Genomic DNA, 14,549 nt, shown 5'->3' with positions numbered 1-14,549 from the left:
TTCCCCCTGGGACCGCGGTGATTCAGTGAAGCAATCACTGCCCGGCACGGCACGAGAAATGCGCATATTCATCTGTATCGGGTACGAGCGGTGGCGCGTTGGCACAGTCGTGCAAGTGGTTACCCCCGCACCGGTGCACTCGCTCGTGCGCGCCCCCGCCGGTGCATCCGTGCGCCCCGCGTGCAGGATCGATCCACCGGGGGGGTGCGCACGCACGGCCGTAACCCCGGGTGACGAGGGGAGTTGAGTGGGCGTGGAAGAGCCCATCGGAGTGACGGAAGCCGCCCAGGTCCCCCAACAGCGCAGCGAACAGCTGCTCGAGGCCGCTGCCTGGTACGCCCAGGAGCGGCACTGGGACGTGTTCCCGGGCACCTGGCTCGAAGCCGCCGGAGGGACGGAGCGCTGCTCGTGCGGTGACGCCGCGTGCGCCGCCCCGGGAGCCCATGCCACACGGCCGGACTGGGCGGGCCAGGCGACCGGCAGCGCCGCCGCGGCACGCCGGATGTGGTCCCGGCAGCCCGGCTCCTCGGTCCTCCTGCCGGCCGGGCGGACCTTCGACGCCCTGGACGTACCGGAGTCGGCGGGGTTCCTGGCCCTCGCCAGGGCGGAGCGCATGGGCCTGACACCGGGCCCGGTGACCCGGACACCGGACCGGCGGATGCTGTTCTTCGCCCTGCCGGGCGCCGCGGCCAAGACACCCGAGCTCGTGCGGCAACTGGGCTGGGACGCCGGGGCGATCGGGCTCGTGGGGCGTGGTGAGGGCGACTACGTGGCCGGGCCGCCGACCCGGATGGCCGGACGGGGCGCGTTCCAGTGGGCCCGTCGCCCCTCCCGGGCCGATCTGTGGCTGCCCGACGCGGACGAGCTGGTCGGCCCGCTCGCGTACGCCTGTGCCCGGGAAGCGGCCGACGCCCGGAGCCGTCTTTCGTAGGGTGGTCCCCACAGGCGGGGATATCGAAAGGCAGTGCCATGCCGGACCAGGCGGACAGCGCAGGCGTAACCGACGTGGCGGGTGAGGCTCCGGTTCCACGGCCCGCGGTACGGGTGGAGGGGCTGTGGAAGCGGTTCGGGGAACAGATCGCGGTCGGGGGGATCGATCTGGACCTGCCGGCGGGCAGGTTCATCGGCCTCGTCGGCCCGAACGGCGCGGGGAAGACCACCACGCTCTCGATGGTGACCGGGCTGCTCAGGCCTGACATGGGCCGTATCGAGGTCGGCGGCCACGACGTGTGGCGTGACCCGGTCGAGGTGAAGTCGCGGATCGGGGTGCTCCCGGAGGGCCTGCGGCTCTTCGAGCGGCTCTCGGGGCGCGAACTCCTCGGCTACACCGGCCGGTTGCGAGGGCTGCCGGGGACCGAGGTGGACAAGCGGGCCACGCAGCTGCTCGACGTCCTGGATCTCGCGGGGGCCCAGCACAAGCTCGTGGTGGACTACTCGACCGGGATGCGCAAGAAGATCGGGCTGGCGTCCGCGCTGCTGCACAACCCCGAGGTCCTGTTCCTCGACGAGCCGTTCGAGGGCGTCGACCCGGTGTCGGCGCAGACCATCCGCGGGGTCCTGGAGCGCTACACCCGCTCCGGCGCCACCGTGGTCTTCTCCAGCCATGTGATGGAGCTCGTCGAGTCCCTCTGCGACTGGGTGGCCGTGATGGCGGCGGGCCGGATCAGGGCCCAGGGCACGCTGGCCGAGGTGCGTGGTGACGCGGCCTCCCTGCAGGACGCCTTCCTCGAACTGGTCGGCGCGGGCGCGCGGGAGACCGGGGAGTCCCTGGACTGGCTGGGCGGTGCCCGATGACGGTGCTGGACGCCCCCGCGGGGGCCGCCGTCCCGGCCGTGGGCGGTCAGAGGCTCGTCCCCGTCTTCGTAAGGCTCAAGCTGACACTGCTGCGCAACGGCCTGCGCCAGTCGTCCGGGCGGCGGGCCGCCTACATCGCGTCCCTCGTCGTCACCGTGCTGCTCGCGGCGGGTCAGGTGATCGGCCTGGTCGCCCTCCGCGGCCACGCGCAGGCGGGCACCCTGGTGGTGCTGCTGACGGCGGTGGTGGCGCTGGGCTGGGCGGTGATGCCGCTGTTCTTCCCGAGCGGCGACGAGACCCTGGACCCGAGCCGGCTGGTGATGCTGCCTCTGAGGCCCCGTCCGCTGATCGGGGCGCTGCTGGCGGCCTCGCTGATCGGCATCGGGCCGCTCTTCACGCTCGCCCTGGCCCTCGGGTCGGTGATCGCGGTGACGCACGGCGCGGCCGCGGTGGCCTTCGGGGTCGTCGCGGTCCCGCTGGCGCTGCTGGTCTGTGTGGCGCTGGCGCGGTCCGTCGCCACGGCCAACATCCGGCTGCTGACCTCACGCAAGGGCCGCGATCTCGCCGTGCTCAGCGGGCTGGTGATCGCGGTCGGCATCCAGTTCGTCAACTTCGGCGCCCAGCGCCTCGGCCGGGCGGGCGGACTGTCCTCGCTCGAACCCGTCGCGGACGTGGTGCGCTGGCTGCCGCCGGCCTCGGCGCTCGGGGCGGTGGGATCCGCCTCCGAGGGGTCCTACGGGACGGCGCTGGGGCAGCTGCTCCTCTCGGTGCTCGCGCTGGGCGCCCTGGTGTGGATGTGGCAGCGGAGCCTGGAGAAGTTGATGACCGCGCCGGACGGCTCCACGATCGCCGCCGCGGAACCCTCCGCCGGCCGGTCGGGCGCGGACCGCTCCGGGCTCTTCGCCCTGCTTCCCGAGGGACGCACGGCGACGGTGATGCAGCGGAGCCTGCGCTACGTCGTGCGGGACCCGAAGACCAAGGCGTCCTGGGTGACGGCGCTGGCGATCGGTCTGATCGTGCCGGTGCTCAACGCGGTGCAGGGGACGGGGTCCGTCTACTTCGCGTGCTTCGCGGCCGGGATGCTCGGCATGCAGATGTACAACCAGTTCGGTCAGGACACCTCCGCCTTCTGGATGGTGGCGCTGTCGGTCTCCTCGACCCGGGACGCCTACCTCGAACTGCGGGCGCGGGCGCTCACGCTGCTGCTGATCACCCTGCCGTACACGGTCCTGGTGACGGTGGTGACCGCGGCGGTGCTCGGGGACTGGGCGGCGCTGCCGGGTGTGGTGGGCCTGTCGTTCGCCCTGCTCGGCGCGATGCTGGCGACGGGCGCCCTGGCCTCGGCGCTCTTCCCGTACTCGATCCCTCAGGACGGGGCCTTCAAGAACGTCGTGCCGGGGCAGGCCGGCCTCGCCTGGATCTCCATCCTGGGCGGCATGGTGGCGGCCGCGGTGCTCAGCGGGCCCGTGATCGGGCTGACCATCTGGCTGCACGTGGCCGGGCATCAGGACCTGCTGTGGCTGCTGCTTCCGGTGGGAGCGGTGTACGGGGCGTTCATCGGGTGGCTGGGCGTGCGGCTGGCGGCCCCGCGCACGGCGGACCGGCTCCCTGAGATCCTGGCCGCGGTGAGCAAGGGCTGAGGGGCGGCTCGCGAGGGGACGCCTTCGCAGCGGGCCGGGGCCCCCGGTTCGAAGCGCCCGGCCGGGGGCCGGAATCCGGGGCTCCGGAGCCGGGTCCGGGGAGTCCGGGGCCGAGTCCGGGGCTTCCGGGGGCCGGGTAACGGGCTCCGGGCCCGTGTCAGGGGCTGACGGGTTCCCGGAACCCCTCGGCGAGCTGCTCCAGGAACGGCTCCACTGCTCTGCGCCAGCCCTCGGGCCGGTCGTAGTGGACGAGGTGGCCGGCGTCCTCCACCTCCGCGTACTGCCCGCGCGGCAGGACACGGACCATCTCCTGGGCCTCCGCCCTGCCCAGCTCCCCCTCGATCCCGCGCAGGACCAGGGTGGGGCAGCGCACCTGTGCCAGCTCCTCCCAGTGGGCGTCGTAGATCCAGGTGGCCCGCGACGTCAGCATCTGCTCCTGGGAGAACACGGGCCGCCAGCCGTCGGAGCTCTCGGCCATCACCTCGGCGAAGAACTCGCCGCGGGAGGGGTTGGGCCGCTCCACCCAGGGGTCGTCCTCGCCGAACCACTTCCGCACCTCGGCGAGTGTCGCGAAGGGCAGCGGCCAGGCGTTGAACCAGTCCTCCCATTCGCGCTGCGAGGCCGCCCCGAGGGCGGAGGCCCGCATGTCGCAGATGATCAGCGCCTTGACGAGATCGGGGCGCTTCGCGGCGAGCTGCCAGGCGGTGAGCGCGCCCATCGAGTGCCCGATGAGGGTGACCGGGGCGAGACCGAGCTGTTCGATCGCGGACTCGGCGTCCGCGACGTAGGCGTCACGGGTGTACGGGCCGTCGGCGGGCTTCTCGCTGCGCCCGTGGCCACGCTGGTCGAGGCCGACCGGCCGGTGGCGTTCGGAGAGCCAGCGCGCCGTGGAGGCCCAGTGCGTGGCCCGGCCCATCAGTCCGTGCAGCATTAAGATCCCGGGCGCCTGCCCCGACTCCGGCCGCTCTTTGGGCGGATCGGCGAACTCCCAGGCCGCGAGGCGTGCACCGTCCGATCCGGTCACATCGATGCGCCGCACCATAGGTCCTGGCACCCCCTTCTGGTCCTCGATCACCGTGTGGTTCGTGCACGCCAGACTATCGAACCTTTATTCGAATACCTGCTTCCGGCTCGCAACATCCCACGTTCGAGTGACAGCGGTTCAGGATTGGCGACGGCCCCCCAGGGGAGACCTTCTGCGGGAAGCGGACCACTCGGGGACAGGGGTCCGCGGGGACTGACCTCGAGAGCTCGGGGCTCCAGGTCAGCGCAGGGGAGGACCGGCCCCGGCGCCTTCGGGCGCCGGGGCCGTCCCCTGTTCCGTAAGGCATGGGCGCGCACCCGTGAGGGCCCTCGGCCCCCGGGCGGAAGTCCGCGAGGAGGGTGCGCGGGCCGGCCGGGGCGGCGCGTCGGGCGGCCCGGTCCGCCCGGCGGATCACGGGGACGGCGGGACGGCGGCCGGCCGGGGCGATTCGAACACGCTCCACGGCCCCGAGGGCTCCGGGAAGCACCGGGCGGCGGAAGCGCGGGGCAGCCACCTCACGGTGCACGTGCCAGTGCGACGGGCGCAATTCCCCGCTCCCTCCCCGGACCGCGCGGCAGACGCTGCCGGCACCCTCAGGTCATTGCCTGGCCACAGCCTGGCACGCGTTTCGCCCGGGCGCTGCGATTCCGGGCGGAAAACAGAAAGCGGGCTTACCCGCCCACATCTGCACGTGCATCCGCACCGGCACCCGCACATGCGGGCACACTGCCGGTACCCGCATCAGCGCTGGTCAGCGCTTTGCGACGAAGACGTGCGAGGCGACCTCGGAGTCCAGCTCGGCCGCCTCCCCGCTGGAACCGACCAGCACCCCGCCGGCCGACTCCGTCACGCTGACGACCGAACCGGGCTGCACGCCCGCCCGCCGCAGCGTGTACATCAGCTGCGCGTCGGTCTGGATCGGCTCACCGATCCGGCGCACCACCACGGTCTTGCCCTCCGTGCCCGGGTCGAGCTCGGCCAGGCTCACCATGCCCTCGTCCAGGAACGGATCGGCCTCGGACTTCTCGCCCAGCTCCTCCAGGCCCGGGATCGGGTTCCCGTACGGAGACTCCGTCGGGTGGCGCAGCAGCTCCAGCACCCGGCGCTCCACGGCCTCGCTCATCACGTGTTCCCAGCGACACGCCTCGGCATGGACCTGCTCCCACTCCAGGCCGATGACGTCGACGAGCAGGCACTCGGCGAGTCGGTGCTTGCGCATCACCCTGGTCGCCAGGCGGCGCCCCTCCTCGGTCAGCTCCAGATGGCGGTCGCCCGCGACCTGGACCAGCCCGTCCCTCTCCATCCGCGCCACCGTCTGGCTGACCGTCGGACCGCTCTGGTCCAGCCGTTCGGCGATCCGGGCGCGCATGGGGACCACGCCTTCCTCTTCGAGCTCGAGGATGGTGCGGAGATACATCTCCGTTGTGTCGATCAGTCCGGACATACGTGCCCCTCGATGCTGTGACGTGAAGTCGTCGTGCGATGGCCCTCCACCAATTCTGACGCATGGCACCGGCAACCGTGCCCCGCCGTCGGGAGTCGGCGTCCGCGACCGGGCCCGGGCGCTATTGACAGCCCACTGGTCCAGACCGCAACGTGATCCGCGACACGGGCACCGCACGGACCCCCACCCCGCAGGAAAGGCCTCCTCGATGAGCGACAGCAAGCTCGCCGGTCAGTTCTTCGACGCAGCGATCGGCCTGCTGGAGCGGGTGCGTGACGAGGAGGCCGGAGCCGTCGCGGCCGCCGGAGCCGCGATCGCCGACACGGTCGCCTCGGGCGGCCGGCTCTTCGCCTTCGGCGCCGGGCACTCCTCGCTCGCCGCGCAGGACGTCGTCTACCGGGCGGGCGGACTCGCCCTGATGAACCTGCTCACCGTGCCCGGCACCGTCGGCGTCGACGTCATGCCGGCCACGCTCGGCTCCGCGCTGGAGCGGGTGGACGGCCTCGCGAGTGCCGTCCTCGACTCCAGCCCGGCCACGTCGGGCGACCTCCTGGTGATCATCTCCCTGTCCGGGCGCAACGCGCTGCCCGTCGAGATGGCGCAGAACGCCCGGGCGCTCGGGCTGACGGTGGTCGGGGTGACCTCGGTCGCGTACACGACGGGCACCAAATCCCGGCACGCCTCGGGCGGCTTCCTGCGGGACCACTGCGACATCGTCCTCGACAGCAAGATCGCGATCGGGGACGCGGAGCTGACCGCGGAGGGCGTGGAAGCGCCGTTCGCGCCCGCCTCGACGGTCGTCACCAGCGCGCTCATGCAGGCCGTGATGGCCACCGCCGCGGAGGAACTGGTCGCCCGGGGGATCGAACCGCCGCTGCTGCGCTCGGGCAACGTCGACGGCGGCCACGAGTGGAACGGGCGTGTGATGCGGGAGTACGGCGACCGGATCTTCTACCGGCACTGAGACCTCCGGGGACCCGGGCCCGCTCAGGCCCCCGCCCCGCCGGCCAGCCTGGCCAGGTCCACCGCCGCGGCGACCCGGACCGCCACGCTCTCCGCGTACACCACGTCAGGGCGTTCGAACGCGCTGCGGTTCGCCGCTCGCAGGAACGTCACCACGCCCAGGGTCCGTCCCCGGCTCCGCAGCACCGCGCACAGGGCGTGCACGGAGTCGCCGGGCCACTGGTGCTCCACCGCCCACGCCTCGCCGGACCCGGCCGGGGCGGCGGCTCGGACCGACCCCGCACGCTCCACCGCCTGGAGTGCCGGGTGCTTCGGCGCGTACCGGACCGGGAGCGGTCCGCCGGAGACCGGCAGGCAGGGGCCCGGCGCGTCGGACGGTGTGGCCGCGGCCCGCACGAGCCGCTCCCCCGCCGCGAGATCCGCCAGCAGGTCCACCACCACATGGTCGGCGAACCCCGCCAGGGCGTAGTCCAGCGACGTGGTCGCCGCTTCCATCGGGTCCTCGCACTCCGCCGCCTGACGGGCCGCCCGGTGCAGCTGGTTCGCACGGAACCGCACCCGGTCCGCGTCCTGCTCAGCGAGCTTCGCCGCCGTGACGTCCCGGAACAGCCACCCGACCCCGAGCGGAACCGGTTCCTCCGCCAGCGGCGAGGCCAGCCGCAGGAAGCCGCTGCGCCAGCAGCGCCGCCGGTCCCCCTCGCTGGTCCGCAGGGTCACCCACAGCTCGGCCGGTGCGGGCGGGGGGCCCTCGGCGAGGACGTGCTGCAGCGCGCCCTCCAGGTCCTCGACGCCCTGCACGATCAGCTCTCCGAGCGGACGCCCCAGCAGCGTGGTGCGCCCGCCGCCGAGCGCACGGGCGGCGTACGCGTTGACCACGGTCGGGCGCAGGTCGACGTCGACGGCGACCACACCCCAGGAAGCCTCCTCGAACAGCGCCTCGCTGAGCGCGATGGACCGCTCCAGGTCGATCTGCGCGTGCACCTCGCTGAACGCGCAGTACACCCCGGCGGGCTTCCCGTCCTCGCCCCGGACCCCCGACGACTGGGTCCGCACGAGGACGCGTCCGCCGTCCTTGCGCAGCAGGGCGAACTCGTGGACCTGCCGCCCCGGCGCGTCCATGACGGCCAGCAGCCGCCCCTGCACGTCCCCCGCGTCCGCGCTCCGTACGGCCCACCCCGCGAAGCCGCGCCGTCCGACGGCCTCCTCGGCGGTCCAGCCGAGGATCCGTTCGGCCTCGCGGTTCCAGTGGGTGATGGTGCCGTGCGCGTCGAAGGCGCAGAGCGCGGCGTCCATTCCGTCGAGCAGCGCGGCGAGGAGCCGGGAACCCGGGATCGCCGCCGTCGGCGGGGCCGGCTCCGGGTCCTCGTCGGGGCCGATCGCGTCGGTGGTCCCGGTGCTCCTGGAAGCACTCACTCCGTACCTCCCGCAGGGCGTGTTCCGCTTCGCGTTCCGCATTGCCGCACGTCAGACCATTGAACTCGAACGTGAGCCACCACACAGCCACTTCCCGGAAATCCGCTGTCCACCGGTGGTCCCGGTAATTCGCTTGTGCGGCCTCGGGGAGTGTTCCTAGGCTGTGGGCACACGCTGAAAGGAGGTGATCCGAAAAGTGCAGTCTTATCGGATTCGTGAGGTGGCTGCGGGCTGACAGCCCGTCGTCGCACACCGTGCACCTCGGCAGGCTGTCTGCCGAAACCCAAGCAGTCACCGACCCGCAGGCTCGCCGGTAAGTCCGGCCGGCTCCTCCGCGAGGAGGACCCAGAGCCTGCGGGTTTCCGCGTGTCCGGGCCCGTGGCTCACGGGCAGAGCCGCTCGACACGCCACGCGGTGTCCGGGGCGTCCCGGACGTACCGCAGCCGGTCGTGGAGCCGGTTCTCGTGGCCCTGCCAGAACTCGATCGCGTCCGGCACGACCAGGAAGCCGCCCCACTGCGGCGGGGCCGGGACCTTCTCACCCTCCGGGTAGCGGGCGGCCAGCTCCTCGTAGCGGTCGACCAGCTCCCGGCGCGAACCGATCACCGTCGACTGCTCGCTCGCCCAGGCACCCAGCTGGGAGCCGTGCGGACGGGTGCGGAAGTACGCGACCGTCTCCTCCCGCCCGACACGCGCCGCGGTGCCGGTGACGATGACCTGGCGGGCCAGCGGGTGCCAGGGGAAGAGCAGTGAGACGTACGGGTTCGAGGCCAGCTCACGGCCCTTGCGGGAGCCGTAGTTGGTGAAGAACACGAAGCCGCGGGCACCGTAGTGCTTCAGCAGCACCGTGCGCGAGGACGGGCGTCCCCGGGAGTCGGCCGTCGAGACCACCATCGCGTTCGGCTCGTGGAGGGCTCCGCCCCCCGCGACCTGGCGGAACCAGTGGGCGAACTGGTCCATGGGGTCGGCTGCGAGATCCTGCTCGGTGAAGTCCTCGGACCGGTACTGCTCGCGCATCGCGGCCGGATCGGTGGTGCAATCGGATGACGGAGCGCGGGAGGAGGCGGAAGCGGAAGACGGAGTGGCATCTGCTGTGGGCACGGGGGCCATCCTGCCGCAGCGGGCCGTGTTCCCTGCGGGAAGGGGCTCGACCGCCGGGTCCGCGGGCCGGGCCTGTGCCGGACGTCACCCTTCCCCGCGTCGAGGTAACCCGCCAGTATCGTGAAGCGGCCTCCGTGGCCGCCATACAGCCGCCGAGTCGAGGGAGCCGCCCGATGTCCGACTTCGTACCCGGACTTGAAGGAGTCGTCGCGTTCGAGACGGAGATCGCCGAGCCCGACAAGGAAGGCGGCTCGCTCCGTTACCGCGGCGTCGACATCGAGGACCTCGTCGGCCATGTGTCGTTCGGCAACGTCTGGGGTCTGCTGGTGGACGGGGCGTTCAATCCCGGTCTGCCGCCCGCCGAACCCTTCCCGATCCCCGTGCACTCCGGCGACATCCGTGTCGACGTCCAGTCCGCGCTCGCGATGCTCGCCCCGGTGTGGGGCCTGAAGCCGCTGCTCGACATCGACGCCGAGCAGGCCCGCGACGACCTCGCCCGCGCCGCCGTCATGGCCCTCTCGTACGTCGCCCAGTCCGCCCGCGGCCAGGGGCTTCCGATGGTCCCGCAGAACGAGATCGACAAGGCCGGGTCCGTGGTGGAGCGGTTCATGATCCGCTGGCGCGGCGAGCCCGACCCGAAGCACGTCAAGGCCGTCGACGCCTACTGGACGTCGGCCGCCGAGCACGGGATGAACGCATCGACGTTCACCGCCCGCGTCATCGCCTCGACCGGCGCCGACGTCTCGGCCGCCCTCTCCGGCGCGGTGGGCGCCATGTCGGGCCCCCTGCACGGCGGCGCGCCGTCCCGTGTCCTCGGCATGATCGAGGAGATCGAGCGGACCGGCGACGCCACGGCGTACGTGAAGCAGGCCCTGGACAAGGGCGAGCGCCTGATGGGCTTCGGCCACCGCGTCTACCGCGCCGAGGACCCCCGCGCCCGCGTCCTGCGCCGTACGGCCCGTGAGCTGGCCGCCCCGCGCTTCGAGGTGGCGGAGGCACTGGAGAAGGCCGCCCTGGAGGAGCTCCACGCCCGCCGCCCGGACCGTGTCCTCGCGACGAACGTCGAGTTCTGGGCGGCGATCGTGCTGGACTTCGCGGAGGTCCCGGCGCACATGTTCACGTCGATGTTCAGCTGCGCCCGCACGGCCGGCTGGTCGGCGCACATCCTGGAGCAGAAGCGCACCGGCCGCCTGGTGCGCCCCTCGGCGACGTACGTCGGCCCGGGCACGCGCGACCCCCGCGAGATCCCGGGTTACGAGCACCTGGCGGACCTGGGGAACTGACGGAGGGCCGGCCCGCGGGGCGCGCCTCAGGTCGCGTCCCGCTCCGCCCGCTCGGCGAGCCGCTTGACGCGGTCGAGGCGCCTGTCCCATTCGCCGGCCAGGGCGGACATCCAGCGGGCCGTCGCGTCCAGCGCGGAGGGCCGCACGGTGTACCGGACCTCGCGTCCCTCCCGGCGGCCCGCCGCCAGTCCGGCGGCGTCCAGGACGGTGAGGTGCTTGACCACCGCCTGGCGTGAGACGGGCAGCGCTTCGGCGAGGGTCGTGGCGGTCGCCTCCCCCCGCGCGGCGAGCAGGTCGAGTATGCGGCGCCGCATGGGGTCCGCGAGCGCGCCGAGGACACCTTCGACGTCCTCGGCCGCTCCTCCGGGTCCTGCGGTCACGCCGCCTGCCGTTCGGCCCGCGCCTTCAACGCGTCCAGCACCTGCGGCCAGCCACCGGTGTTGTCCTCGTGCGCCTTGGCGCGGAGCTCCTCGGACCCGGCCAGGGCGGCGAATCCGCTCTCGACCACGCGGAGCCTGGTGGAGTCGCCCTCCGGCGTGAGGGTGAACTCCACGAGGGTGCTGTTGCCCCCGGCCAGCCCCTCGCCGGGGAAGGCGCTGGCCCAGCGGTAGGCCACGTACGTCACGGGCTCGACCTTCTCCACGTACACCGGGAAGTCGCCGTACTCGGCGTTCTTCGCCACGGTCGTCGCGCCCTCCTCCGCCACCGTGCCGGTCAGGCTCGCCTCCTCGGCCACCCAGAAGCCGGGCTGGGTCACCAGTGACCAGACCCGCTCCGGGGACGCCGCGATCAGGGTCTCGCGCTCGATCCGGTCCTCGCTCACGACAAGCTCCTCTGCTTCCGCCATCGACTGCGTGCAACTACAGGGTTGCACGTTCGGAAGTCAGGAGCAACCTTTCGGTTGCGCGATTCCGGGCCGATCGGCCCCTCGTGTCGTCGGGTCAGGCGGGATCGGCCCAGCACGCCGTCGAGTCCGGGCGGGATCAGCCCAGCGCGTCGTCGAGCAGGGCCGCCCACTGCGTGACGACGCGGCGCCGTCGCGCCGCGTCGTCCGTCAGCAGGTTGGCGAGGCCGAGGCCACGGGCCATGTCGAGGAGGCCCTGCACCGTCTCGCGGACCCCGGGGCGGGTCTCGTCGGCGCCGAGGAGGCCGACGGCGATGCGGTGGGTCTCCCGGCCGACGCGGGCCTCCAGTTCGGTGACCCGGGGCCGGAGCTGCTCCTCGTTCGAGGCCGCGACCCAGAGCTGGAGCGCGGCCCGGAAGAGCGGGCCGGTGTAGAGGTCGACGAGCGCGCCGACGACCTCCGTGCGGCCCTGGACGGGCAGGGCGCGCAGGGCGGCCGAGCGTTCCTCGGCGACGTATTCGACGGCGCCGGTGAACAGGTCCTCGCGGGTGGGGAAGTGGTGCTGTGCCGCGCCCCGGGAGACCCCGGCGCGTTCGGCCACGACCGAGACCGTGGAGCCCGCCCAGCCGTGTTCGGCGAGGCAGGCGACCGCGGCTTCGAGCAGCCGTTGGCGGGTGGCGCGGCTGCGGTCCTGCTTGGGGGACTTCGCGGCGGGGGTTCTGGGGGGTGTCACAGCACCCATGCGGGATCCCGTCGTTCCAGGAAGGCCGTCATCCCCTCCCGTGCTTCGTCGGAGGCGAAGAGCGCTGAGGAACGGGCGATGACGTCTTCGGCGTGGCTGTCGAAACTCCGCAGCACAGTAGCCGTGACCAGCCCCTTCGATGCGGCCAGCCCCTGCGGGGACGCCCGCCGCAGTCCGTCGAGTACCGGTACGAGCGCCTTGTCCACATCCTCGGCGGCGATGCTCACGAGGCCGATGCGGGCGGCCTCCGGTCCGTCGAAGCGTTCGCCCGTGAGGTAGTAGCGGGCGGCGGCGCGTGGGTCGAGGCGGGGCAGCAGGGGCAGGGAGATGACGGCGGGGGCGAGGCCGAGGCGGGACTCGGTGAGGGCGAAGGTGGCGTCCGGTCCGGCCGCCGAGACGTCGCAGGCCCCCAGGAGGCCGAGCCCGCCGGCCCGGACGTGTCCGGTGACGCGGGCGACCACGGGTTTGGGCAGCGCGACGATCGCCCGCATCAGTGCGACGAACGAGGCCGGTTCGGGCGGTGCGGTCAGGTCGGCGCCCGCGCAGAAGGTGGTGCCGGTGTGGGTGAGGACCACGGCCCGGACGGAGTCGTCGCCCGCACACCCGGCCAGCGCCTCGGTCAGCTCCCCGACGAGCCGGGCCGAGAGCGCGTTGCGGTTGGCCGGGGAGTCGAGGGTGAGGGTGGTGATCCCCCGGTCGTGGGCGGGGGGTGCCAGGGTCATCGCGGCTTCTCCCTGTCGCGCAGCTCGCGCCGCAGGATCTTGCCGGACACCGCGCGGGGGACCGCCTCGATGAACTCGGCCTGTCTGACCTTCTTGTACGGGGAGACCCGGTCGGCGACGTAGGCGATGACGTCCTCCTCCGTGAGGTCCTCCGCGCCCGCCTGGCGGACCAGGTAGGCCTTGGGGACCTCGTTGCCGTCGGTGTCGTGGACCCCGATGACGGCGGCGTCGGCGATCGAGGGGTGGGTGAGGAGCAGGGCCTCCAGATCGGCGGGGGCGACCTGGTAGCCCTTGTACTTGATGAGTTCCTTGACCCGGTCGACGACGAACAGCCAGCCGCCCCTGTCGACCCGGCCGACGTCCCCGGTGTGCAGCCAGCCGTCCTCGTCGATCATGGCGGCGGTGGCGTCGGGGCGGCCGAGGTAGCCCTTCATCACCTGGGGGCCGCGGATGAGGATCTCGCCGTCGGTGCCGGTGCCGACGTCGATGCCGGGGTCCGTGAGCGAGACGATCCGCATCTCCGTGCCGGGCAGCAGCTTCCCCACGGCGCCGGGCGGCGGGTTCTCCGCGTCGAGGGGGACGACGTGGGTGCCGGGCGAGAGTTCGGTCATGCCGTAGGCCTGCCGTACGGCGGGTACGCCGAGCCGGGTGGAGCACGCCGCGGCGAGTTCGGCGTCCAGGGGGGCGGCGGCGCTGACGATGTACTCCAGCGAGGAGAGGTCGTAGTCGCCGACGAGCGGGTGCTTGGCGAGGGCCAGCACGATGGGCGGGGCTACGTAGAGACCGGTGATGCGGTGGGTCTGGATCGTCTCCAGGAACTGCGCGAGGTCGAAGCGGGGCAGGACGACGACCGTGGCGCCGTAGCGGAGCGGGCCGTTCATGAGGGCAGTGAGCCCGTAGATATGGAAGAAGGGGAGAACTGCCAGGATCCGGTCCCGCTCACCGAGCGGGACGAAGGGCCGCAGCTGCTCCAGGTTGGTGGCGATGGAGCGGTGGGTGAGCATGACGCCCTTGGGCGAGCCGGTGGTGCCCGAGGAGTACGGGAGTACGGCGACGTCCTCGGCCGGGTCGAAGGTGATCTCGGGTTCGGGGGCGGTGGAGCCCAGCATGTCGAGTACGGAGGTGTGGCCCTCGGCCTGGTCGCAGACGTAGATCTCCTCGATGCCGCCCGCGAGTTCGGCGGCCCGGCGGGCGACGTCGAGGAGGGGGGACACCGTGACGATCCAGCGGGCGCCGGAGTCCCCCAGCTGCTTGGCGAACTCCTCGGGGGTGGAGAGCGGGTGGATCGTGGTGACGGTGGCGCCCGCCCGGGTCGCCCCGTAGAAGACGGGCGGGTAGGCGATCGTGTTGGGGCTGTGCAGGGCGAGGACGTCGCCCTTGCGCAGGCCGGCCGCGGCGAGGTGCGCGGCGATGCGCCGGTGGAAGGTGTCGAGCTGGCCGTACGTGAGGGTCGTCCCGTCGGTCCCGTCGATCAGGGCGGGGGTGTCACCGAAGTCCGCGGCCCTGCCGAGGACGGCTTCGTGGATGGGTGATTCGAGGGGCGGAACGTCTGCGTACTCGCTGTGGAACACCATGGCGGT

The 14,549-nt window shown here is 72.8% G+C and carries 14 protein-coding genes; 5 read left to right on the top strand and 9 right to left on the bottom strand.

Annotation, left to right across the window (positions count from 1 at the left end; genetic code table 11):
* The first annotated feature begins 253 nt into the window (after positions 1 to 253).
* From ACIRJR_RS05800 to ACIRJR_RS05790, 3 genes are read left to right on the top strand one after another with little or no spacing between them, the layout of a single operon-like run.
* Positions 254 to 931, top strand: a complete 678-nt coding sequence (locus tag ACIRJR_RS05800; RefSeq protein ID WP_403774399.1) for a bifunctional DNA primase/polymerase — start codon at positions 254 to 256, stop codon at positions 929 to 931.
* A 38-nt stretch (positions 932 to 969) separates the two neighbouring features.
* Entirely contained in the window at positions 970 to 1,794 is an 825-nt protein-coding gene (locus ACIRJR_RS05795; RefSeq protein ID WP_403774396.1) for an ABC transporter ATP-binding protein, read from the top strand.
* A complete protein-coding gene (locus tag ACIRJR_RS05790) occupies positions 1,791 to 3,434 on the top strand; it encodes a transporter (RefSeq protein ID WP_403774393.1) in 1,644 nt (547 codons plus the stop codon). The genes ACIRJR_RS05795 and ACIRJR_RS05790 overlap by 4 nt, the downstream gene beginning before the upstream one ends.
* A gap of 157 nt (positions 3,435 to 3,591) precedes the next feature.
* On the opposite strand, the gene ACIRJR_RS05785 is transcribed toward ACIRJR_RS05790, so the two are convergent.
* Together ACIRJR_RS05785 and ACIRJR_RS05780 are read right to left on the bottom strand one after the other, a co-directional pair.
* The gene (locus ACIRJR_RS05785; RefSeq protein WP_403774389.1) at positions 3,592 to 4,476 is read right to left on the bottom strand and encodes an alpha/beta fold hydrolase; all 885 of its coding nucleotides are present in this window, start codon (positions 4,474 to 4,476) and stop codon (positions 3,592 to 3,594) included.
* A gap of 733 nt (positions 4,477 to 5,209) precedes the next feature.
* Positions 5,210 to 5,902 (bottom strand): metal-dependent transcriptional regulator, encoded by a 693-nt coding sequence (locus ACIRJR_RS05780; RefSeq protein WP_103513636.1) that lies wholly within the window; start codon positions 5,900 to 5,902, stop codon positions 5,210 to 5,212.
* 208 nt (positions 5,903 to 6,110) lie between these two features.
* Between ACIRJR_RS05780 and ACIRJR_RS05775 the strand changes: the two genes are divergently transcribed.
* Positions 6,111 to 6,866 carry an SIS domain-containing protein gene (locus ACIRJR_RS05775; protein WP_403774385.1) on the top strand — a complete coding sequence of 252 codons (756 nt, stop codon included), beginning with the start codon at positions 6,111 to 6,113 and terminating at the stop codon, positions 6,864 to 6,866.
* Positions 6,867 to 6,889: 23 nt separating this feature from the next.
* Here the strand turns inward: ACIRJR_RS05775 and ACIRJR_RS05770 are convergent, their stop codons facing one another.
* Positions 6,890 to 8,278, bottom strand: a complete 1,389-nt coding sequence (locus ACIRJR_RS05770; RefSeq protein ID WP_403774382.1) for a PAS domain-containing protein — start codon at positions 8,276 to 8,278, stop codon at positions 6,890 to 6,892.
* Positions 8,279 to 8,661: 383 nt separating this feature from the next.
* Positions 8,662 to 9,294, bottom strand: a complete 633-nt coding sequence (gene pdxH, locus ACIRJR_RS05765) for a pyridoxamine 5'-phosphate oxidase (protein ID WP_403774379.1) — start codon at positions 9,292 to 9,294, stop codon at positions 8,662 to 8,664.
* A 257-nt stretch (positions 9,295 to 9,551) separates the two neighbouring features.
* On the opposite strand from pdxH, the gene ACIRJR_RS05760 reads away from it, so the two are divergent.
* Positions 9,552 to 10,661 carry a citrate synthase 2 gene (locus ACIRJR_RS05760; RefSeq protein ID WP_403774376.1) on the top strand — a complete coding sequence of 370 codons (1,110 nt, stop codon included), beginning with the start codon at positions 9,552 to 9,554 and terminating at the stop codon, positions 10,659 to 10,661.
* A gap of 26 nt (positions 10,662 to 10,687) precedes the next feature.
* Here the strand turns inward: ACIRJR_RS05760 and ACIRJR_RS05755 are convergent, their stop codons facing one another.
* The 5 genes from ACIRJR_RS05755 to ACIRJR_RS05735 form a co-directional block, all read right to left on the bottom strand.
* Positions 10,688 to 11,041 carry an ArsR/SmtB family transcription factor gene (locus tag ACIRJR_RS05755; RefSeq protein ID WP_403774373.1) on the bottom strand — a complete coding sequence of 118 codons (354 nt, stop codon included), beginning with the start codon at positions 11,039 to 11,041 and terminating at the stop codon, positions 10,688 to 10,690.
* Entirely contained in the window at positions 11,038 to 11,484 is a 447-nt protein-coding gene (locus ACIRJR_RS05750; protein ID WP_403774370.1) for an SRPBCC domain-containing protein, read from the bottom strand. The genes ACIRJR_RS05755 and ACIRJR_RS05750 overlap by 4 nt, the downstream gene beginning before the upstream one ends.
* Positions 11,485 to 11,644: 160 nt before the next feature.
* Complete coding sequence (locus tag ACIRJR_RS05745; protein ID WP_403774367.1) at positions 11,645 to 12,247, bottom strand: TetR/AcrR family transcriptional regulator; 603 nt, start codon at positions 12,245 to 12,247, stop codon at positions 11,645 to 11,647.
* Complete coding sequence (locus ACIRJR_RS05740) at positions 12,235 to 12,969, bottom strand: enoyl-CoA hydratase family protein (RefSeq protein ID WP_403774364.1); 735 nt, start codon at positions 12,967 to 12,969, stop codon at positions 12,235 to 12,237. The genes ACIRJR_RS05745 and ACIRJR_RS05740 overlap by 13 nt, the downstream gene beginning before the upstream one ends.
* The gene (locus tag ACIRJR_RS05735) at positions 12,966 to 14,543 is read right to left on the bottom strand and encodes a 4-coumarate--CoA ligase family protein (protein ID WP_403774361.1); all 1,578 of its coding nucleotides are present in this window, start codon (positions 14,541 to 14,543) and stop codon (positions 12,966 to 12,968) included. The genes ACIRJR_RS05740 and ACIRJR_RS05735 overlap by 4 nt, the downstream gene beginning before the upstream one ends.
* Between the last annotated feature and the right edge of the window lie 6 nt (positions 14,544 to 14,549).

It is taken from the genome of Streptomyces sp. NPDC102402, from assembly GCF_044765765.1.
Lineage (GTDB): Bacteria > Actinomycetota > Actinomycetes > Streptomycetales > Streptomycetaceae > Streptomyces.
This window is presented reverse-complemented; position numbering and strand designations above follow the sequence as displayed.

What these genes read in the sequence shown, in the direction of transcription:
- ACIRJR_RS05795 (WP_403774396.1), top strand. Translation starts at nt 970, where the DNA reads ATGCCGGACCAGGCGGACAGCGCAGGCGTAACCGACGTGGCGGGTGAG.
- ACIRJR_RS05760 (WP_403774376.1), top strand. Translation starts at nt 9,552, where the DNA reads ATGTCCGACTTCGTACCCGGACTTGAAGGAGTCGTCGCGTTCGAGACG.
- ACIRJR_RS05790 (WP_403774393.1), top strand. Translation starts at nt 1,791, where the DNA reads ATGACGGTGCTGGACGCCCCCGCGGGGGCCGCCGTCCCGGCCGTGGGC.
- ACIRJR_RS05735 (WP_403774361.1), bottom strand. Translation starts at nt 14,543, where the DNA reads ATGGTGTTCCACAGCGAGTACGCAGACGTTCCGCCCCTCGAATCACCC.
- pdxH (WP_403774379.1), bottom strand. Translation starts at nt 9,294, where the DNA reads ATGCGCGAGCAGTACCGGTCCGAGGACTTCACCGAGCAGGATCTCGCA.
- ACIRJR_RS05740 (WP_403774364.1), bottom strand. Translation starts at nt 12,969, where the DNA reads ATGACCCTGGCACCCCCCGCCCACGACCGGGGGATCACCACCCTCACC.
- ACIRJR_RS05745 (WP_403774367.1), bottom strand. Translation starts at nt 12,247, where the DNA reads ATGGGTGCTGTGACACCCCCCAGAACCCCCGCCGCGAAGTCCCCCAAG.
- ACIRJR_RS05780 (WP_103513636.1), bottom strand. Translation starts at nt 5,902, where the DNA reads ATGTCCGGACTGATCGACACAACGGAGATGTATCTCCGCACCATCCTC.
- ACIRJR_RS05775 (WP_403774385.1), top strand. Translation starts at nt 6,111, where the DNA reads ATGAGCGACAGCAAGCTCGCCGGTCAGTTCTTCGACGCAGCGATCGGC.
- ACIRJR_RS05785 (WP_403774389.1), bottom strand. Translation starts at nt 4,476, where the DNA reads ATGGTGCGGCGCATCGATGTGACCGGATCGGACGGTGCACGCCTCGCG.